We start from the raw sequence: 18,183 nt of genomic DNA, 5'->3' as shown, positions 1-18,183 counted from the left end.
TGCCTCGACCACGACAAGTATCTGGTGTAACTTCTTCTAGATTTCAGACGCGTAGCTCGAGGCATGGTCAAGCCGTTATAATCCCGCAGGTCTCACGAGAGCGGCATGGCGCTTCCCATTGCCAGCTACATACCAAAGAAGGCGTCCATGATGGAGCTGAAGGGGCTAGGCTTGGATCTTTTGTCAGCGTCTCTGATCTCCGCTTCTGGGCTTTGGGCTGGAGGGTTATTGAGGTAGTCGTTGAATCGTGCGCTGTCCTGGAGGGTCTCCGGGAGGCGTTCGTAAGCCGGCAATCGTAGGGCGTTGCACTCGCGGCACAGAATTCCTCGCACGCACTTTCCGCATGAGTATGGCGTGTTGCAGCAGCCGTGGTCGTGATCTATCTGCCAGAAAGTCGGCATGGCGGAGCTCAGATGCTCTGAATCACAGTTGGGCTCTTCCCTGCACAACGCACAGGCCCACCCTTGTACGCGCAGAATCGCGTTCATCTTGGCGATTGACAGGCCATAGCGCCAAACCTGTCTTTGTAGCCGATTGCAGCGCACGCACAGCTCTTTGTTGTGCCGCCGAGCGCGCGGATTCGGCTCTTCATCGTCTCCGCACAGCACACACACGAAGTATTCATCGTCATCAGGGAAAATAATTCTCACCGCATGCAGGAACGTGGACAGTAAGTAAGGTTCTTTAACCTGCCGAGGGCGACGGCAGTGTCCACCTTCGTGTATTTACTCGACCGTTGAGTAACTCGGCTACAGAGGGGGTTGATCCTTGAAGGTGTGGGTGCGATGCCATAGGTAGTACGACTCGCGGCTGGGCGTCCACCAACTGACAGGACGGCCGACCAGCTTTTCCTGGATGTAGGTGGCGACTTCTGGGATCCCTGCGGCGAGTGGGCTGACCTGGATGCTGCCTCCGTTGGCGACGGTGACGTAGCCGTGTTCGTACACGGCGTCGCATCCGAAGGTGCAGGCGAGCATGGCGATGTTGGCTAGGTCCCGCTTTTCGTCGTCGCTGCACATGGCGCGCTTCTTGATGTGCGCGGCGATCAGAAAGGTGCCGGGCAGGGTGCGTCCGCACAGGGCGCACTGGCCCGTCGAGCCCTTCAGCAGGCGCTTCTTCAGCGCGGCCTGCTCACCTCGCTGGGCACGCTGGGCGGTGCGCTCCAGTTCCCCGTCGAAGGCCGCCACAGCGGCCTCTTCTTGGGCCGTGTCGGCCGGTTCGAGAGCCGCTGTCGCGGGATCGAGGGTCAGCAGGGTCTGAAGGGTGTCGCTTTCTTCCTCGCTGAGCACGGAGATGCCCATGATGTTGCGGTTGGGGTTCCAGCCGAGCAGGGTGCGGATCTCCTCGATGGGGATATCGAAGCCGCGAGTGCCGGAGAGGGCGTACATGTACTCCCAGGTGCTGCCGGCCGGGTCGGTGCCCCAAAGCCGGGTGGCCAGTTCCTTGTTGCGCCACATCAGGGCGATGGTGCCGCCGAAGTAGACGCGCTTGTCGCCGCTGAAGAACACCCAGTCACCGGGCCGCATCTTCTTGATCCGGGACACGTTGACGTTCTTCTTGCCCGGCACGACGCCCCACATCTGGGCCTGGCCGTCGGGAAAGAGCTGCTTGAGCTGGGCGATCGTCGCTGCGTCAAGGACGTCCGCGTGGTCGTCGAAGACCACGGGCTTAACGATCGTGTCCTGGTAGTGCTGATCGACGTCCTTCTCCGACCGGCGTGCCGGCTGCATCACGATCCGCATGACGTGGATCATCCCCCCAACTGCGTGTACTTGTCGGCCTTGCCCCGTGCCAGGTGCACCGGGTACTTCAGACGGTTCTTCTCGATCTTCTCAGCCAACGCCTGTTCCAGGTCCACATCCAGGACGTCCGCCAGCCTCAACAGGTAGGCCAGGACATCCGCCATCTCCTCGCGGACTTGCACGGCGCGATCGCCATCCCGCATCACCTGGGCGGACTGGTCCGGCGTCAGCCACTGGAAGATCTCCAGCAGTTCCCCGCTCTCGCCGGCTAGTGCCATCGCCAGGTTCTTCGGGGTGTGGAACTGCTCCCACTCGCGTTCGACGGCGAACTGGGTCAGCGCATGCTGCAGGGCGGTCAACGTCATAGCAACAGCTGTACCAGACGCCACTGACACCGCCTGCCTGACCAAGGCCCATACACCAGTTGTCAGTTGGGATTGATATAGATCACGCATGTATCTCTACGCGGGCACGGTGGGCGAAGCCGCTCGGCAGGTGGACGACGAGAGGTTCATCGCCGCGGCCGAACGGCGCTTCACGCAGGTGTTCGGCGTAGCGCCCAGCCCGCAGGAGAGCCGCAGTTGGCGGCGCAGCTGGCCGGCGCTCGTCCGAATTCTTCGCTCGGCCGGGCTGGAGGCCGTGCACCTGCTGCTCGAGTACTCGCTGCCTGCCACCGGGGAGCGAGTCGACGCAATAGTCGTCGGCAAGGAGGCCGGCGGGCGCCTCTGCGCGGTCGCGATCGAGCTGAAGCAGTGGACACACGCCCAACTCAGCGCCCTTCGGCCCGGGATGGTCCGCACCGCAGACCGCATCGTCCAGCACCCAGCCCGCCAGGTCGGCGGCTACGTGCACTACCTGCAGCAGTGGGTCAGCCGCGACGATTTCCCGCTGGACGTCCGCGGCATCGTGGTGCTCCACGATGCCCCCGCCGACCTAGTCGGCGGCCTTCGGGCACAGGCCGCGCGGGGCCCAGCTGGCGCCTATCCGGTGCTCGGACGCGACGACCTCGCCTCCGTACCGTCCCCTGGCGACTTGGCCCAGCGGCTAGGCTGCGCCGATCTGAGCCCCGTCACCTGGGACAAGGTCGAACGCTTCCTCCAGATCGAGCACCGCCCCTCGACCGCGCTCCTGGAACGAGCCGGAGAAGTCATCGAGGGCCGCGACGCCTTCGCCTTGATCGGAGACCAGGATCTCGCGCGGCAGGAGGTCCTGCACGCCGTCGACGACGCACGCTCCCGCGGACGCAAGAGCATCATCGTCGTGACTGGTGGACCGGGTACCGGAAAGACCGTCATCGCCTGCCGGCTTCTGGGTGACCTGTGCAAACAACCAGGCAGCAACCCCCGCCTCTTGTCCCCCTCTGGAACACTCACTCGGCAACTGCGCCGGACCGTCGGTAACGACTACCGAGGCCTGATTACTACATTCCTCAACAAGGCCCCGGCCGGAATCACCCAAGACAGCGTGGTCCTCCTGGACGAGGCCCACCGCGCCCGCACCTACCCAGACCACCAGCACGGCGCCTTCCCTGTGATCCTGGGGAAGCTCATCGACGATGCCGCCGTGACAGTGCTGTTCCTCGACGAACGACAGATCGTGCGCCCCACAGAAGGCCTCACCCTCAAACAACTCGAACAGCACGCCCAGCACACCGGATCGGCGTTCGCCCACATCGACCTAGTCAGCCAGTTCCGCTGCAACGGCTCACGCGCCTACCAGCAGTGGATCGACCGCCTCTTCCAGCCCGACGGCACAACACCAGCATGGGAAGGCAGCGACTACGACCTAGCAGTCGCGACAGACCCCCAAGAACTTTCCGACTGGGTTACCGACCACACCCGCCGCGGCCAGACCGCACGCGTGACCGCCGGCTTCTGCTGGCCATGGGATTCCCCGGACTCTCCACCGCTGCTGCCGGAAGTAGCGATCACCTGGCAAGGACCGCAGGGGCCGCGCACCTGGACCCGTCCATGGAACTCCCGCGCCGACGAGTCCAACTTCGACCACCCTGACGTGCCGGCCCGCCCCTTCTGGGCCACCGACACCGGCGGCCACGACCAGGTCGGTTGCATCTACACAGCCCAGGGGATGGAATATGCCTACAACGGCGTGATCATGGGCGGAGACCTCGTTCGGCGAGGCGATCGATGGATCGCCCGCCCAGAGGAAAGCCATGACTCCCAGCTACGAGGCCTCCCGCCGGATCGGTATTTGCCATACGCACTGAACACGTACCGCGTACTGGCCAGCCGAGGCACTAGAGGAACACGCCTCTATTCGACCGACACGATCACGCAGAACTTCCTCCAAGCACTGGCCTCCCCACTCGACGCGTAGGCGAAGACCTTACGGCCACCGAAAGCGTCCTTAGAACGTGGCAAATGCCTGGCAAGTTGCGCTCGCCGTCTCTCGCTCACACTGCTCGACGCCCACACGAAGAAGTGCTCAGCTAGCACCCCAAGGCGCTCTCCTTTCACCGCTATGACGTACGTACTACGGCAAAGGCCAAGCCGAGTTGGTGTACGTGAATCGGAGGCACCTTCCCGCTCGACGTTATGCAGCGTGCGCTGCGGGGCGCTTGAAGACCTGCGCCTGGTGCCAGTGGACGTACTGTGCATCGATGGCCGCGTGGCCAGGTCGAGGCGTCGCAGCATGTTGCCCGTGCAGAGCGTCGACAGCCTTCCCGGCCGTGCTTCGGGCTACGTACCAACGGGAGACCTGGATCCTCAGGTCCGGCCTCAGGCCTAGCACGCCGAGATCGAAGAGCGTGTGGTGCAGCGAACACAGTGCCAGGGCGTTGTTGACCTCGTCCGGGCCGTCCTGGCTGTGCCAGCGCACGTGGGCAGCTTCCAATCCCACCGGGTGACGGCCGATGGCGCCGTCAAACCCGCAAAAGGCACAGGCGTAGGCGTAGGCGTGCAGGACTTCCTCGACGAATCCTCCTCGCCGTGCTCGCGTTTGCCTCTGCGCCGGAATGGAAACCGCCTGCCCATGCCAACCGGTCACGTCGAGGCCGACGGCGTCGTAAATGGAGGCCTCAAGCGCGGGGGTGAAGTGCTGCTGTAGCAGGAGCCTGGCAGCTGCCGCCACGGTGCGGGGGTCGGTGAGCAGTCTCTCCACCTCGGGGCGCAGGTTGCCGTGGGCGCCGTGGGTTCGCAGCCATGCACCCCGGTCGGGATCACTAGCCCGTATCGGCCGGCCTTCGCTGTCGCGCAAATCCCACAGGGTGCGCTCCAAGTGGACGAAGGGCATCGCGGCCCGCTGCTTAGCCTGCGACGGATTGCTCATCGGCGGACCGAAGTCGTTGATCAGGCGGCTGACTGGACCTTCAGTTTCGTCATAAGTGACCGCGGTGCTACCCATCGTGGCGAATCGTCCCAGTAGCCAGAGAACCAGCAAAGGCTTGTGCGGGGCACGGACCGTTCCGATCCGTGCCTGACGCAGCCCTGCAAGGGCGGCCAATAGTTCGTCCTGCGTCATCACGAGGGCCACCTTGCCACGTTGTGCAGGCGGCGCAGGCGGCCATTGAGTATCGGATCTCCAGAACAGGACAACGATCGGATCAGTGTCAGTGGCCCTTCCTAGGATCAACCCTGAACCAGGTGACGGAGGGGGCTCATGACCACTACAGGGCTGACGGATGCCAGCATCGTTCGGCGCGTCGTCGAGGAGTACGACGACAGAGGGAGGGACGCCTTCCTGAAGAGGCACAGGTTCGAGGGCGCCAATCAGTACTACCTTCAGGTGGGTGGTCGGCTGTACGACGCCAAGGCCATCGCCAACGTGGCATACCGCTACGAGCACCAGGCCCCTGACACGCGCGTGATCAGCGGTGGACGGGGTCACAGCAACCGCCTGCTGGAGCGTCTCGGTTTCACGGTGGTCGACGGGCGCCCCACCACGGTGGAGGGTGAGCGTGCCTGGCGTCTCGCAGTCTGGTCGCACCTCCAGCTCACCGAAGACCTTAGCCAGGTTCCGCCGGGTGTCCTCCGTGCATTCGGTGTCTATGGCGGAGGCCAGGGCATTTGGATGGACAAAGCCAGGACAGCGGCCGTCCAAGAGGGCGGAATCACTATGGGAGTCCTCCACACCGGTGCGCACTACCCGGACGAGATTAGCGACAACGATGTGATCTACCACTACCCGACCACTGGCCGGGGCCCGGGCCGTGATGAGTCGGAGGTCGCCGCGACCAAGGCGGCAGCAGCCCTGAAGCTGCCCATCTTCGTCATCGCGAAGCCGACTCCCCAGTCCAGCGTCCGCATCGTGCGTCTCGCGTGGGTGGAGGGCTGGGAAGAGCGCTCCAGGATCTTCCTGATCAGCTTCGGAGACAGCAGACCTGAACACCTCCTGACCGAGGATCACTCAGACAATCAGCCCTTTTCTCTGACGGGTAGCCGCAGCCGGAACAGCCAGCGGAACGTTCGCGAACGCCCTGGGCAGCGTCGTTTCAAGCTGAGGGTCTTCCAGCGCTACGGACCTCGCTGCCCCTTCTCGGGAATAGCAGTGCCTGAGATGATCGAGGCAGCTCACCTCAGGCCCGACGCCGTGGACGGCACAGACGATCCTCGCAACGGCTTGCCGCTCAACGCAGCGCTCCACCGCGCCTACGATGCGTACCTGTTCGCCATTGAGCCCGAGACTCTCAGCGTGGTGACGCGCCCCCAAGGGCCAACTGCCGAGGAGCTCGGTATCGTCACGCCACACCTTCGTGAGCTGCCTCGGCGGCCACACGCCGAGGCGCTGCGCTGGCGCTACAGGGAATGGCAGTCGCGTACTGGCCAATAGGGGTTGCCTGAGCGAGCGCTGTAAGACCCTGCCCAATACCGACGAGGCACCTCCAAACTATCGTGTCGACTGGGAGGTGCCCCACGGCGCCGCCGTTGCTATCGCTGCCGGCGTCTACGGTAGCTGGCGCGTCTTTTGGCGCTTCGGTCGCTTCTCAACAGGGACCAAACCCCGGCGGATCTTCATCAGATGCTCGTCTTTCGTGTTCTCGCGCACTGCAGGACGGCTCAGGATTCGATGCTGTGTTTCCGGAGTCCAGAACACTTCGAGACGCTTCCGAGCGCGCGTGATCGCAGTGTAGAAAATACTGTGGGAGATACTCTCCTCGTTGGCATCCGTGATGACAAACTTCACTTACATAATCAGAACGACATCCATGAGGACGCTGAGTTATGCACGACGCATTCACTCAGATCGAGTGAACGATTCGGCAGCTCGCTGATGAGATCCCGGTTATCGTCCCACTCGGCCCGGAGTTGACGCCCGAAGGCCAGCCCAATCACCTGATTGGCCCCCGCCATCTTTAGGGCATGTGCTGCGCTGGCGATCGTCCCACCAGATGTGAAGGTGTCATCTAGGAGTAAAACGCGCTTTCCTCTGACCGCCTCGGAAGCATCGAAAGCGCCCGATGTTATCTGGCGTCGACGTTCGCCGGCTTTCGAAGCACTAGTCTTGGTTAAAAGGCCGTCCGTCCAGAGAGCTGCCATGGAAGGGATGCATCGCAGGACGAGGTCTAGGTGGTTCTGACTGCGTGAACTTGGGTGAGAGGGCATCGTTAGACGAAGGTCGAAAGGTCCTCCATATTCTGTTTCGATACAGCCAAGATGCTCTGCAAGATACTCATGAAGGAGGGACGCAAGGGGCATTCTTAGCCAGGTGGCACTGTTCCAATTCTTGGCACGCCAGATAATGCTTTCGAGTCCTTCATGCACTGAATAGCAAATTGGCACAAAGCCATCAAGGACTGTGGAGTAAACCTTGCGGCATATGTAACAACGCGAATATGGGCGCCCTTGATCGTCCGTACCCGTTGGCGCTCGACACAAAGAACATACGGCGTTCTCATTACTGGTCAGAGTGGGTGCTATCCCTTCTTCACGCAGCCACTTCACCCAGTCGTCAGTTCTCCAATTGGCGAAATTTGGGCGCGCGAAGTCGCGGTACACGCCGCCTCCCCCTCATGAGACTACGTTTACGCAGCAATCAAACGCGGTCACTCTACGTCAAAGAGTACCTGGTCGGTAACCCTCTGAGCAGGCTGAATGGTTTTACGATCGAGGGATTCGACCACTTGTTCGGTGTTGTCGACCATTGCGGCTTTACCAGCCTCCACCATTCGGCGGGCCCACTCCTGTTGCTCCACCAGCGAGCGAAGGAGGATGACGGGGCGGCCCTGTTCACTAGCCACACGCGCCTGCATCTTGGCCCCGGATGTCCGTGATGCCTCAATTACGACACTTCCGAGGCTTATGGCCGAGGTGACATGGTTTCGTCGAGGGAATGTGTCGCGCCCCGGGGGGCGAGATGGCCAGAATTGTGATACCACGACGCCCTCTTGGGCGATCTTCTCAGCTAGATCCGCATTCTCTGCGGGGTAGCAACGCGTGATACCCGTCCCGATTACCGCGATAGTGCGGCGCCCAAAATGGAGAGCTGTTGTGTGTGCTGCGGTGTCGACACCACGAGCCAGTCCGGAGGTAATGGTGAAGCCAGCCTCTCCGAGCTCGCGAGCTACGCGCCTAGTTCGGGAAATACCGATTTCCGAACAGTCTCGCGTTCCGACGACGGCGACTGATCGTGCGTCTTCCTCGCGCTGTAAGCTGCCTCGATAAAAGATGAAGGGCGGCAAGTCAGATACGTTACGAAGATTGGTCGGGTAGTCATCGTCTAGGACGGTGGTTAGCCTCGCGCCCACTTTGCGCGCCATTTCGATCTCTTCTTCGATTCGTGCGAAGTGTGAGTCGAGTGGCTGCTTCAAGCCCTGGCGCAGGATCGGGAGTGACCTCTTGGCGCTGGGTGAAGTCTCCTTGATGTAACCCTGGCATAGCGGCTCTAGCTGACCTTGGAGCCCTGCGCGAGCGATCAGTGACCAGTCAACGCTTTTGCTGTCGATTCGAATAGAGCATAGGGCTAGCAGCTTCATTTGCGCGTCGCTGGTCATCTTCTGGTCTCCTTCTACTGAAGATCACTGTTCGAAGGTTATGTATCGGGTGCACAAACCACTAAGTATAACCATAGAGGAGAGATTGCTTTGTGGCTACGCAGTCAACAAAGTTTTCACTCTTCTGTGACAGATCGGCCCAATAGAGGGCGAGTGCCTGGTCAGGCTGCGGATTCGCCTACAACTGCGATCCATGCAAGTTGTTTGCAAAGGTTGACGCTCGGCGCAGCGGTCATCTGCATGTTGAGTTTGGCGTCGGCGCCTGGTAGCGACTACGTAGGACAGCATCCTGCCCTGACGGCAGCCGTGGGAAGCTTGAACGGACGGCGAGCAGACTGGGAGGAAATCGCGTGTCTCAGCAGGTCAGCCCTCGGGGGACCTTCCTTAAGGTCGCGGATGCACTGAAGGCCCGAGTCGCGGCCGACCCAGACATGACGGAGCTTCCGTCCCTGGCTGAGGTCATGCGCGACCACAAGGTCTCGCGCGGGGTCGCCCTCCGCGCGTTCGGCGTGCTGCGGCAGGAGGGTATGGCCGAACCGGCACCGGGCGAACGGTGGCGCGTCGTGCGCTCGGGAGTCCGAATCGACCGGCGCCCACTCGATCAGCGAATTGCCGACATCATCACGGCTGAAGGGCTCGTAGTGGGGGAAGCCTTCCCGAGCGCTTCCGCACTGGCCGACAGATTCGGGGTCTCACGGCCCACAGTGACTAAGGCATTGGAGAAGTTGGAGACCGCCGGCGTGCTGGCGGGTGGCGGACAGGGCAAGGTGCGGACGGTCCGTGCCGTGCCGGCGCGAGAGGAGCGTTCATAACTTGCCGACGTTGACGGCGTGGGCCTATCCCCTGGCTGAGTCGTTGCTCGCCGAGCCGCTTCCGCGGCGCTGGAAGCACTGTCTCGGAGTAGCCGAGAGGGCTCGTACGATCGCGCTCGTTCTTGACCAGGACGCGGAGCTGTTGGAAGCCGCGGCGGTGCTGCACGACATCGGCTACGCGCCGGACCTGGCCAAGACGGGCTTTCACCCGCTGGACGGAGCCCGCTACCTCCGGGACGTGGCCGGCGCAGACGAACGGGTCATCAACCTAGTTGCTCACCACTCCTGTGCCTGGATGGAGGCGGAAGCGCGCGGCATGCGCGAGGAGCTGGAGGGCGAGTTCCCGCGGGAGAGCGCGCACCTGAACGACGCACTGTGCTACTGCGACATGAACACCACGCCGGATGGGACGCCCACGAACCCTGTCGATCGGGTTAACGAGATCGCTGGACGGTACGGACCGGAGAGCTTGATCGGACAGTTCATCCGCCGGGCCGAGCCGGAGATTCTAGCCTGCACGACCCGCGTGCTTGAACGGTTCGGCGCCGCCAAGCGTCAGCCGATGTAGGGGGCTGGGCGCGTCCGATCCATGGCGTGCTCGATCCGGAGCCGCATCGTGGGGTGTACGTCCAGCATCGTCAGGTCCGCTGGGTCGACCCACCGGACTTGAGTTGTCTCATTGCTCGTACGAAGTTCACCGCCAACCGGCCGCGCTCGGAAGCAGATGCTGAACTGCTGGCGTACCTCGCCGTCGTCGTACTGCATAACGTGGCCAGGGTCGGTGTAAATCCCGGACATGTTGACGACTTCGGCCTTGATGCCTGTCTCCTCCCAGACCTCGCGGGCCACGGTGTCACTGATGGACTCGCCTACGTCGTGGCCACCGCCGGGCAACGCCCAACGGCCGTTGTCAGACCGCTGGATCATCAGTACCTGTCCCGCATGGTTCTGCACGAATGCCACGACGGACGGCACCACCGAGTTGGCCGGCGGGGCATCAGGGTCGTGAAGGTAGTCGATGCGTCCCATGCCTCATGCTCCAGTGAAGTCGTGTTCAGCCACTGGCCTTGCGCCTTCCCAGGTCTGCTGAACGCTATTGGCGAAGGTATCGAAGAGCCCGCCGCCGGGGAGCCGGCGTAGGTGCAGAACCGGAGCCATATAGGCGCCGACGCCATACACGTGCGTGTTGACAAGCATCTCGTCATCCACACGGTAGATCGAGTTGTAAAGCACGGTGTCGTGCAGGCGGAACGTGATTTCAGGGTGGCTGGTGAACAAAGGGCGGTAATTGACCAGAGCGTTGCGGATCTTTCCGTCCATGATGCGGTGACCTTCGTCAATGCCGCGCCGGATGACAGCCTCGCACGCCGGGTCGCCCATCAAAACGCGAATCGCGACGCTCTTTGACTTCGCCTTGAGGACCGACAGGAAGCGCGGGTCTTCTGCAAGGCCGATGCCTGCGTAAACGAGGATGTCGATGCGTTCCTCAGCACGCTCACACATCTCTCGCCACATGTCGGTCGGTACGACGTGGCGATGCGGGTAAACCGTGACAATCTCTGCTTTGCTCAGGTCAGTTGTGGCCTCCTGAGTCCGGGAGTCGTCCCACAGCATCGTTACGTCAACCCGAAGCGCTGCTGCCGTTGCGTACTGATGGCGCCTGTACGGCACCTTGCCCTGCGTGACCCAGCGCTCGACTGTCTTAGGGATCACCCCGATCTGCTCCGCAAGATCCTGGATCGTCATGCCTCGCGCCAACAGAGCAGACCGCAGCCGTTCGTTGGACATCGTCACCCTCGCATGGACTTCTAGGGACTTCTTGACGGTAGCCAGATGATGCGGAGCTGTCCACGTGCGGGGTGACCAACTCCCCTGACCTGGGGCGATTCTGAGTGTGCGCCAAGAAGTTGCGGCGCGAAACACATGAGGTGCCGTCACTGCACTTGACGGACCCTTATACAGTACCTGTAAAACAGGTACTGCATCGCAGCGTCCGGAGGAAAGCCCTCGCAGGGGTGAGTACAAAGTGAGCGCACATTGGTTGAAAATTGAACAGAGTGCCGAGGGAATCCCGTCCCACCTCCGCAAGCAAGCGGGCGGGTGCGCAGGGTTCTGTCCCTTGCGCGGTACAGCGCACTTCTCGACCATTCCGCAGCCCGACGGCTGCGGCCGGTTGCCTCCGCCGCTCGTCTCGTACGAGCGGCGCTGAGGGGAGCCGGATCAACCGACTTCACCGGCGCGCGGCTCCCGGGGTGCCACCCGGGAGCCGCTGTTCGGGCCGTTCACCTTCTGGAGAGGACCACGACCCAATGGACCACATCGTCACTGTTCAGGAAGCTGTTACCGCGTTCGCCGACTACATGGAGCCGACGGATGCGGAGCTGGAGGAGATCGACCGCGAGATGCCGGTCCTCCTCGCGGACATCGATCTGCTGGATGCCCACATCGCCACCCTCGACCGCACCCCGAGCGAGCTGGACCAGCGGCGCATCCGCCGGGCCCGCCGCCGGGCGCTGGCCGCGCGGGTTGAGCTGATCAACCACACGGCCCCGGCATCGGAGGTCGGGGCGTGAGCGAGCCGCTGGCGCCGGCGCAGATCCAGTCCGCGGAAACGACCCTCACCCGAGGCACTTGGGCCATCACCGCGGGCGCGGTGCTGTTCTCCGTCCTCACGGTCACGCCCCTGGTGCAGCGGGTCACCCCAGGCAAGTGGGAGTGGACGGCACCGATCCTGCCGCTGGTGGTCGATGCGGCCGTCGTCATCGTGGTCCGCCTCGACGCGACCGTGGCCCGCATCGGTGGGAGCTCCGGGCCGTGGCCGGCGCTGCTGCGCTGGATGACGGGGTTGATGACCCTGCTCCTCAACATCGGGGACAGCGCCCTCAAGGGCGACCTGGTCGGTGTCGCCGTCCACGCGGTGGCACCGCTGCTGCTGATCGTCACCGCCGAAGCGGGCCTGGCCTACCGGCGTGCGATCGGACAGGCACTGGAGCGCATCGAGCGTTCACGGGCCGCCGAACAGGAGGCGCGTGAACAGCGCGAGCACGCACGGCGTGAACAGGCGCGCCTGGAGCGTGAACGCGCTGAACAGGCTGCCCGCGATCACACTGAACAGTTGGAGCGGGAGCGGGCTGAGCGTGAGATCGCTGAGCGGGCTGAGGAGCGTGAGCACGAGGCCCGAATGGAGCGTGAACGCCTCAACCGCGACGCCGAGATGCGCCGTGAGCAGCGCGAATACGATGAGCAGGTACGGCGTGAGGAACAGCAGCGCGCCGATGCCCTGCGCCGTGAACAGCAGGAGCAAACAGAGCGTTCACGCCGTGAGCGGCAGGTGCTCGAACCCGCCGCGGCAGCCCCCCAGACGACGCACGAACCGGCAGCCGTGAACACGGTGGCCAGCTCGGTGAACGACGGCGTGAACGGAGCGAGTGCGTTCACGAAGATGCCAGAGATCGACGCCCGCTCCTACATCCGTTCCTTCCGCGAGGGGGAGCGTTCGGTGCGGCAGCTTGCCGAGGAGACCGGCTGGTCCGTCGGCTGGGTATCCGCCCGCCTCCAGGAGTTGCGCGAGCCGGCCCCTGCTCGCGCCTACGACGCGGCTGGGGTGGTGGTCTGATGCCGATCATCACGAACGAGGTACCGCGGCTGCGGGTGCTGTCGCTGGGTGCCGGAGTGCAGTCCACCACGCTCTTCCTGCTTTCCGTTGAGGGCCACCTGCCGCGACTGGATGCGGCAGTGTTCGCCGATACTGGCTGGGAGCCCGAGGCGGTCTACCGACATCTGGATCGGCTGGAGTGGGAGGTAGCCCGACCAGCCGGGATCCCGATCATCCGCACCGGCGGGAGCAGCATCCGCGCGGATGCCCTGGATCCGGTGCACCGGTTCGCTTCGATGCCGCTATTCGTCCGCAACCCGGACGGCAGCGTGGGCATGATCCGCCGGCAGTGCACGGACGAGTACAAGCTGAAGAAGATCAAGCGTGAGGTGCGAGCCCTACTCGGCTACCCGACGCCCCGTCGCGTTCCCGCTGAGGTGTTCGCGGAGCAGTGGGTGGGGATCAGCCGGGATGAGTTCACCCGGGCCAAGGATTCCGGCATCCGCTACGCCCACAACCGTCACCCGCTGTTGGAGCTGGACTGGACGCGGGCAGACTGCTTGAAGTTTCTGGCGCGTCGGGGCTGGCAGTCCACGCCCCGTTCCGCCTGCATCGGGTGTCCGTTCCAGTCCAACGCTGAGTGGCGCGCGATGCGCGATCACCGCCCGGCAGAGTGGGCGGACGCGGTCACTTTCGACCACGCCATCCGCGACGGCCTCGCACACGGCCTGGCCGATGAGCGGACCGTTCTGCGGGACGCCTACCTGCACCGTTCCTGCCTCCCGCTGGACCAGGCGCCGATCGACAAGGTCAGCGCCCAGGAGTGGGGCCAGCGCCAAGGCTCCCTCCTGGACCTTCTCGCCGACCAAGACGACGACCGCCCGACCGGGTGCTCGCCGTGGACTTGCCGCAGCGAGGACCCCGACGCGATTGCGGGGGCGGTGGCATGAGCGAGCCCATGACCGGCGCTCGGATGTGGCACCCGGTGATGCGCGCGGCAAGCTTTCGCTGCCAGTGCACCGGTCAGTGCGGCAACGCCCACAAGAAGGCCCAGGGGCGTTGCCCGCGTGAGCACGACCAGGCCGCCAGTAAACACCGCGGCCCCATCCACCTCAGTGCGGCGCCTACGGACCCGCTGACCCCGGTTGTGCAGGCCTGCCGGTTGCCCGCGAGCGCGTTGATGGCCTGGTGTCCGGACTGCCACACCGCAGCCCGCCGCCGCGCCAACGCCGCCGCCCGAATGGCGTCCCAGCCTGACCAGATCGAGCTGTTCTAACCCGCACAGCGCCCCGCCAACTACCCCTTCGAACTGGGAGTTTCTGCTGTGTCCAGCCGTACCCGAGCCCGCGGTGCCGCGGGTGTCCACACCGTCCGTATCCCGCACCAGCGTGCGCCGCCGCTCGCAGCCGTTCCTGATTGTCGTCCCGGACCGACCCTCCCTGACTCGGGAGGTGTTCGGCTTCCTCGGGCGGGCGTTGTGGCGCTTCCGCGCCGCGCTCGCCCCCACCGGCTTTGCCCTGCTCGCCCTGGTCGTGACCGCGCTCCTGCACGTGTTGGGCTGGTGGTCCGGGCTGGTGCTCGCGCCGCTGGCCATCGCGCCGGCGGTCTGGTTCGCCGTCATGCAGCGCCGCCGCCCTGGCCACGGTTCCACGCTGGCCTGGCGCATCGGCCTGGCCGCTCTCGCCACGCTCACCAGCACGTGGGCGGCGCTGGCCGCCGCCTTCGGGCCGCTGGCCGGCCCGCTCGGGCTGATCTGGCTGCTCGCGCTCATCGTGGCGCAGGCCGCGTGGCTCATCGTCCGCCGCACCCACTGACCTAAGGAGAGTGCCTGATGGCTCAGACCACCAACGGCCCGCGTCGGCGGCCGGCGGCGAACAACCGCAACAGTGCGAACCCGCAGAACAAGGGCGCCAAGTTCGCCAACGCGGGCGCCGCCGTGGGCGGGTTCGTCGGCGCGATGGGCGGCTCGTTCGTCCCCCCGATCAACGTCACCGTCAACAACACCAAGCACGCGGCCCGCGGCGGGGGCCGCCGCTCGCACGCCGAATCCCTGCTGCCCGCCCCGGAGTTCGGCTCCCCGGCAGAGGTGCGGAACTACTGCAACACCCTGCGTGCCGCGGCCGTGACGTTGTCCATCGAGGTCGCCATGGGTGCGGAGATCCTCAAGGGTGTGCTGACTGCGGTGCCGGACCCGGAGGGGCGTGCGTTCGGCTCCCGGGTGCGGGCCCGGAAGGTCTCCCGCAAGATGCAGCGCTCCGCGGACGCTCTGCGAGATGCCGCGAAGAATGCCGCGGCCTGCTACGCGGTCTTCCAGCAGGAGTTCGAGGAAGAGATCAACCGGGTACGTCACCGCGCCCGCAAGCCCGCTCAGCCGGTCATGAACTGGGCTCAGCAGTAAGGAGGTTGAGCCATGGCTCAACAGTGGACTGATCAGGACGGCCGGAGCTACCCGCTCGCCGTCACCGGCATGAACGAGGGTTCGGGCGGCACGATACGGGCGTACCTGCTGAACCGCGCCAAGCCGCACCTGCCGCCCTGGCTCGGCTGGGCCGGTACCGGTGTGGCCGGGGCGTTGGGGCACTGGCAGTGGGGCGAGAGCCCGTGGGCCGGTGTGGGCCTCACGCTGGCTTCGGTCGCGTTGACCGGCGGGACGTGGCTGATGGGCAAGAGCACCACCCAACAGCGGCGCCTGCACTCCGCCATCACCGTGGCATGCGGCTCCGCCTGGGTGACCGCGGCCTGCCTGTCCGGGCCGACCACCGGCCCGATCGACGACCTGTTCCTGATGGGCGGCCCGGTCCTGGCGCTGTCCTGGAACATCCGCATGGCCCTGCGCCACACCCCCGACGCCACCGCGGCCGGCAGCGAGAAGGGCCTGTTGGAGAAGATCGGACTCGCGCGGGCACAGATCGGTACGGCGAAGGTGGAGCCCAACCGGGTCACCGCCCCCGTCGCGCTGGACGCCGGATCGCAGACCAACGACGACATGGCCAAAGCCCTGGGCAACCTCGCCTCCGCCCTGGACCTGCCGACCTCCGCAGTCCGCTACACCCCCAACCCCGACTCCCATCGCCGCGGCGAACTGGTCATCGTCCCCGAGGACATGCTGTCCGAGGTGGTGGAGTGGCAGGGCCCCTCGAACCTGGGGGGTTCGATCGCTGATCCGCTGGTCATCGGCCGCTACGACGACGGCTCCCTGCTGGTGATGTGGCTGCCGGGTGACCCGGACGCGGGCCGCAACTCCACCCACGGCCTGATCGCGGGCCAGTCCGGCTCCGGCAAGGGCGACGCCGCGCTGAACCTGCTCACGGAGATCCTCTCCCGGCGGGACGTGATCGTCTGGTTCTCCGACCCCAAGGCATTCCAGGACTTCGCCCCGCTCCGGGCCGGTCTGGACTGGGATGCCGAGGGTGGCAGCCAGACGGAAGTCATGGTCGCGGCCGTTGAAGCTGTCATCCCCGCCCGCACCCGCTGGCTCGGAGCCCACGGCTACCGGCAGTGGGTGCCCGCGGCAGCCGAGCAGCAGAACGACCCGGAGCACTCCTGCCGCAGCGACGGCACGGCGTGCGGGTGCGCGGGCATGCCGTTCCTGGTCGCCTGGTTCGAGGAAGCCGCCAACACCCTGCGCAACCTCGGTGACGATGCGTTCACCGGCATCGCGCAGGAGGCCCGCTCCGCCGGAGTCTCGCTGATCGTGTCGCTTCAGCGCCCCTCCTACGACCAGATGTCCACCTCCACCCGCGCCTCCCTCCCGTCCGTGATTGCGCTGGGCTGTGACGCGCGGGATGAGGGGTTCGCGCTGCCGGATGAGGTCCTGGCCCAAGGCGCCCACCCCGGGGCGTGGGGCAACCGGCGGCCCGGCTACTGCTACGTCGTCTCCCCGGGTGTCCCCGAGGACCGCTACGCCTCCCCGGGCCGTACCCGCCGCTTCACCAAGCGGGCCGTTCCCGTGATGGAGCTGCTGGCCACCTGGGCACAGCGCAACGGCGCCACCGCCGACCCCATCACCGCCGGCACTGCCTCCGCCGTCGCGGGCAATGTCTACACCGGCCGGACGGACTCCGGCACCGACCAGCAGGCGACCGGGCTGCGGGCCGTCCCGGAGGAGGACGACATGGACCACGGTGGTCTGCTCGTGGACCCGGAAGACCAGCACATCGACCCCGAGGCCGAACTCCCTGACGCCGAAGAGGGCGATGACGCTCCGATCTTCGGCCAGGAGAGCGGCCGCAAGCCCTCCCCGGAGGAGGCACGGAAGCTGTTCGCTCAAGCCTTGGAGGAGTTCGAGGAAGCCCGACAGATGATCGTCGGCCCCAAAGACTTCATGGACTGGTGCGACCAGCACAGCCTCTCCCGCTCCTGGGTGTCCAAGCGCCTCAAGGAAGCAGCCATCGAGGGCCGCTTGGAGCAGACGAACACCACCGGCCGGTGGCGCATAGTGCCCGTCCTCACGGCCGCCTGACACCCGTCACATGTGACGGGCCCGTCACACCCAAACCCCTAGGCAGGCGCGGGTGTGACGCGCCGTAACAGCGGCCCGTCACACCCCCGCGCACCTGCCTGACACCCCTCCCGCGAACCCGCGTCACACGCCTGGCGCGGGCCCGCGGCCTACCCGGAAGGATCACTCGTGGTCCACCTCGAACGGCGGCCCGCGGCCGTCGAAATCCACCACCCCGTTCCGACCACCGTGCATCGGCCCGCCGCACCCCTCATGCCGGTCCAGCCAGACCCCGCATCCGCGGTGCAGTCGATCGTGCTGCCCAACGGCCAGGTCGTCACCGGCTACCCGCTCACCCCCGCCCCCGCGCCGGTGCCGGCCGCGCGGCCGGCCGTCTCGCGCACCGCGGTGAACATCGCCCTCGGAGGCATCGGGTTCGGCGCGGTGTGCGGCGGCCTGGTCCTGCTCACCTCGTTCATCGCCGCCCTGACCGCGTTCATCACCCAGCTCATCACCCTCGCCGCGGTCATCTTCGGCGGCTGGATCGCCGTACAGATCTTCGGCGCCACCGGCCGCCACAGCGGCGGGACCACAGTCAACATCCGCAAAGCGGTCATCAAGCGCAGCCACTTCCACGGGTAAGA

The 18,183-nt window shown here is 65.2% G+C and carries 21 protein-coding genes; 12 read left to right on the top strand and 9 right to left on the bottom strand.

The genetic code is table 11. The features are described from left to right. Positions 1-125: 125 nt before the first annotated feature. The 3 genes from AB5J55_RS23620 to AB5J55_RS23610 all read right to left on the bottom strand — a co-directional run bounded on the left by AB5J55_RS23620 (position 126) and on the right by AB5J55_RS23610 (position 2,107). On the bottom strand, positions 126-545 hold the full coding sequence (locus AB5J55_RS23620) for an endonuclease domain-containing protein (protein WP_369276269.1): 420 nt from the start codon (positions 543-545) through the stop codon (positions 126-128). Between the two features lie 204 nt (positions 546-749). Next, positions 750-1,742, bottom strand: coding sequence for a hypothetical protein (locus AB5J55_RS23615; RefSeq protein WP_369272580.1), 993 nt, complete (start codon positions 1,740-1,742; stop codon positions 750-752). Between the two features lie 8 nt (positions 1,743-1,750). Then, positions 1,751-2,107, bottom strand: a complete 357-nt coding sequence (locus AB5J55_RS23610) for a nucleotide pyrophosphohydrolase (RefSeq protein WP_369272579.1) — start codon at positions 2,105-2,107, stop codon at positions 1,751-1,753. 88 nt (positions 2,108-2,195) lie between these two features. Between AB5J55_RS23610 and AB5J55_RS23605 the strand changes: the two genes are divergently transcribed. Next, positions 2,196-4,079 carry a DNA/RNA helicase domain-containing protein gene (locus AB5J55_RS23605; protein WP_369272578.1) on the top strand — a complete coding sequence of 628 codons (1,884 nt, stop codon included), beginning with the start codon at positions 2,196-2,198 and terminating at the stop codon, positions 4,077-4,079. Between the two features lie 216 nt (positions 4,080-4,295). On the opposite strand, the gene AB5J55_RS23600 is transcribed toward AB5J55_RS23605, so the two are convergent. Beyond that, complete coding sequence (locus AB5J55_RS23600; protein WP_369272577.1) at positions 4,296-5,222, bottom strand: phosphorothioated DNA-binding restriction endonuclease; 927 nt, start codon at positions 5,220-5,222, stop codon at positions 4,296-4,298. Between the two features lie 138 nt (positions 5,223-5,360). Here AB5J55_RS23600 and AB5J55_RS23595 point away from each other — a divergent pair, with 138 nt between their 5' ends. Continuing rightward, on the top strand, positions 5,361-6,530 hold the full coding sequence (locus AB5J55_RS23595) for an HNH endonuclease (RefSeq protein WP_369272576.1): 1,170 nt from the start codon (positions 5,361-5,363) through the stop codon (positions 6,528-6,530). 114 nt (positions 6,531-6,644) lie between these two features. Here AB5J55_RS23595 and AB5J55_RS23590 read toward each other — a convergent pair whose 3' ends face one another. The 3 genes from AB5J55_RS23590 to dprA form a co-directional block, all read right to left on the bottom strand. Beyond that, the gene (locus tag AB5J55_RS23590; RefSeq protein ID WP_369272575.1) at positions 6,645-6,884 is read right to left on the bottom strand and encodes a hypothetical protein; all 240 of its coding nucleotides are present in this window, start codon (positions 6,882-6,884) and stop codon (positions 6,645-6,647) included. A gap of 8 nt (positions 6,885-6,892) precedes the next feature. Beyond that, the gene (locus AB5J55_RS23585) at positions 6,893-7,237 is read right to left on the bottom strand and encodes a ComF family protein (RefSeq protein ID WP_369272574.1); all 345 of its coding nucleotides are present in this window, start codon (positions 7,235-7,237) and stop codon (positions 6,893-6,895) included. Positions 7,238-7,743: 506 nt separating this feature from the next. Beyond that, a complete protein-coding gene (gene dprA / locus AB5J55_RS23580) occupies positions 7,744-8,691 on the bottom strand; it encodes a DNA-processing protein DprA (RefSeq protein WP_369272573.1) in 948 nt (315 codons plus the stop codon). 350 nt (positions 8,692-9,041) lie between these two features. On the opposite strand from dprA, the gene AB5J55_RS23575 reads away from it, so the two are divergent. Continuing rightward, the gene (locus AB5J55_RS23575) at positions 9,042-9,503 is read left to right on the top strand and encodes a GntR family transcriptional regulator (RefSeq protein ID WP_369272572.1); all 462 of its coding nucleotides are present in this window, start codon (positions 9,042-9,044) and stop codon (positions 9,501-9,503) included. A gap of 1 nt (position 9,504) precedes the next feature. Continuing rightward, positions 9,505-10,071 carry an HD domain-containing protein gene (locus AB5J55_RS23570; RefSeq protein ID WP_369272571.1) on the top strand — a complete coding sequence of 189 codons (567 nt, stop codon included), beginning with the start codon at positions 9,505-9,507 and terminating at the stop codon, positions 10,069-10,071. Here the strand turns inward: AB5J55_RS23570 and AB5J55_RS23565 are convergent. Further along, complete coding sequence (locus AB5J55_RS23565; RefSeq protein WP_369272570.1) at positions 10,059-10,532, bottom strand: NUDIX domain-containing protein; 474 nt, start codon at positions 10,530-10,532, stop codon at positions 10,059-10,061. The genes AB5J55_RS23570 and AB5J55_RS23565 overlap by 13 nt on opposite strands. A 3-nt stretch (positions 10,533-10,535) precedes the next feature. After that, entirely contained in the window at positions 10,536-11,291 is a 756-nt protein-coding gene (locus AB5J55_RS23560) for a helix-turn-helix domain-containing protein (RefSeq protein ID WP_369272569.1), read from the bottom strand. A gap of 521 nt (positions 11,292-11,812) precedes the next feature. On the opposite strand from AB5J55_RS23560, the gene AB5J55_RS23555 reads away from it, so the two are divergent. The 8 genes from AB5J55_RS23555 (at position 11,813) to AB5J55_RS23520 (ending at position 18,181) form a co-directional block, all read left to right on the top strand. Continuing rightward, entirely contained in the window at positions 11,813-12,076 is a 264-nt protein-coding gene (locus tag AB5J55_RS23555; protein WP_369272568.1) for a DUF6284 family protein, read from the top strand. Beyond that, positions 12,073-13,119, top strand: coding sequence for a DUF2637 domain-containing protein (locus AB5J55_RS23550; protein WP_369272567.1), 1,047 nt, complete (start codon positions 12,073-12,075; stop codon positions 13,117-13,119). Before AB5J55_RS23555 ends, AB5J55_RS23550 begins: the two co-directional genes overlap by 4 nt. Beyond that, positions 13,119-14,048: a hypothetical protein gene (locus tag AB5J55_RS23545; protein WP_369272566.1), complete on the top strand. Its 930-nt coding sequence runs from the start codon at positions 13,119-13,121 to the stop codon at positions 14,046-14,048. The genes AB5J55_RS23550 and AB5J55_RS23545 overlap by 1 nt, the downstream gene beginning before the upstream one ends. Further along, positions 14,045-14,374: a hypothetical protein gene (locus tag AB5J55_RS23540; RefSeq protein WP_369272565.1), complete on the top strand. Its 330-nt coding sequence runs from the start codon at positions 14,045-14,047 to the stop codon at positions 14,372-14,374. Before AB5J55_RS23545 ends, AB5J55_RS23540 begins: the two co-directional genes overlap by 4 nt. 82 nt (positions 14,375-14,456) lie before the next feature. Continuing rightward, complete coding sequence (locus AB5J55_RS23535; protein ID WP_369272564.1) at positions 14,457-14,912, top strand: hypothetical protein; 456 nt, start codon at positions 14,457-14,459, stop codon at positions 14,910-14,912. A gap of 17 nt (positions 14,913-14,929) precedes the next feature. Continuing rightward, entirely contained in the window at positions 14,930-15,496 is a 567-nt protein-coding gene (traA, locus tag AB5J55_RS23530; RefSeq protein WP_369272563.1) for a plasmid transfer protein TraA, read from the top strand. 12 nt (positions 15,497-15,508) lie between these two features. Beyond that, the gene (traB, locus tag AB5J55_RS23525) at positions 15,509-17,560 is read left to right on the top strand and encodes a plasmid transfer protein TraB (protein WP_369272562.1); all 2,052 of its coding nucleotides are present in this window, start codon (positions 15,509-15,511) and stop codon (positions 17,558-17,560) included. A gap of 168 nt (positions 17,561-17,728) precedes the next feature. Then, entirely contained in the window at positions 17,729-18,181 is a 453-nt protein-coding gene (locus AB5J55_RS23520) for a hypothetical protein (protein WP_369272561.1), read from the top strand. Positions 18,182-18,183 lie beyond the last annotated feature (2 nt).

The organism is Streptomyces sp. R11, assembly GCF_041051905.1.
Taxonomy (GTDB): domain Bacteria; phylum Actinomycetota; class Actinomycetes; order Streptomycetales; family Streptomycetaceae; genus Streptomyces.
This window is presented reverse-complemented; position numbering and strand designations above follow the sequence as displayed.

Excerpts from the sequence above, each read along its gene's own strand:
- AB5J55_RS23560 (WP_369272569.1), bottom strand. The coding sequence starts at position 11,291 with ATGTCCAACGAACGGCTGCGGTCTGCTCTGTTGGCGCGAGGCATGACG.
- AB5J55_RS23565 (WP_369272570.1), bottom strand. The coding sequence starts at position 10,532 with ATGGGACGCATCGACTACCTTCACGACCCTGATGCCCCGCCGGCCAAC.
- AB5J55_RS23585 (WP_369272574.1), bottom strand. The coding sequence starts at position 7,237 with ATGGCAGCTCTCTGGACGGACGGCCTTTTAACCAAGACTAGTGCTTCG.
- dprA (WP_369272573.1), bottom strand. The coding sequence starts at position 8,691 with ATGACCAGCGACGCGCAAATGAAGCTGCTAGCCCTATGCTCTATTCGA.
- traA (WP_369272563.1), top strand. The coding sequence starts at position 14,930 with ATGGCTCAGACCACCAACGGCCCGCGTCGGCGGCCGGCGGCGAACAAC.
- AB5J55_RS23605 (WP_369272578.1), top strand. The coding sequence starts at position 2,196 with ATGTATCTCTACGCGGGCACGGTGGGCGAAGCCGCTCGGCAGGTGGAC.
- AB5J55_RS23610 (WP_369272579.1), bottom strand. The coding sequence starts at position 2,107 with ATGACGTTGACCGCCCTGCAGCATGCGCTGACCCAGTTCGCCGTCGAA.
- AB5J55_RS23615 (WP_369272580.1), bottom strand. The coding sequence starts at position 1,742 with ATGCGGATCGTGATGCAGCCGGCACGCCGGTCGGAGAAGGACGTCGAT.
- AB5J55_RS23545 (WP_369272566.1), top strand. The coding sequence starts at position 13,119 with ATGCCGATCATCACGAACGAGGTACCGCGGCTGCGGGTGCTGTCGCTG.
- traB (WP_369272562.1), top strand. The coding sequence starts at position 15,509 with ATGGCTCAACAGTGGACTGATCAGGACGGCCGGAGCTACCCGCTCGCC.
- AB5J55_RS23555 (WP_369272568.1), top strand. The coding sequence starts at position 11,813 with ATGGACCACATCGTCACTGTTCAGGAAGCTGTTACCGCGTTCGCCGAC.
- AB5J55_RS23595 (WP_369272576.1), top strand. The coding sequence starts at position 5,361 with ATGACCACTACAGGGCTGACGGATGCCAGCATCGTTCGGCGCGTCGTC.
- AB5J55_RS23540 (WP_369272565.1), top strand. The coding sequence starts at position 14,045 with ATGAGCGAGCCCATGACCGGCGCTCGGATGTGGCACCCGGTGATGCGC.
- AB5J55_RS23600 (WP_369272577.1), bottom strand. The coding sequence starts at position 5,222 with ATGACGCAGGACGAACTATTGGCCGCCCTTGCAGGGCTGCGTCAGGCA.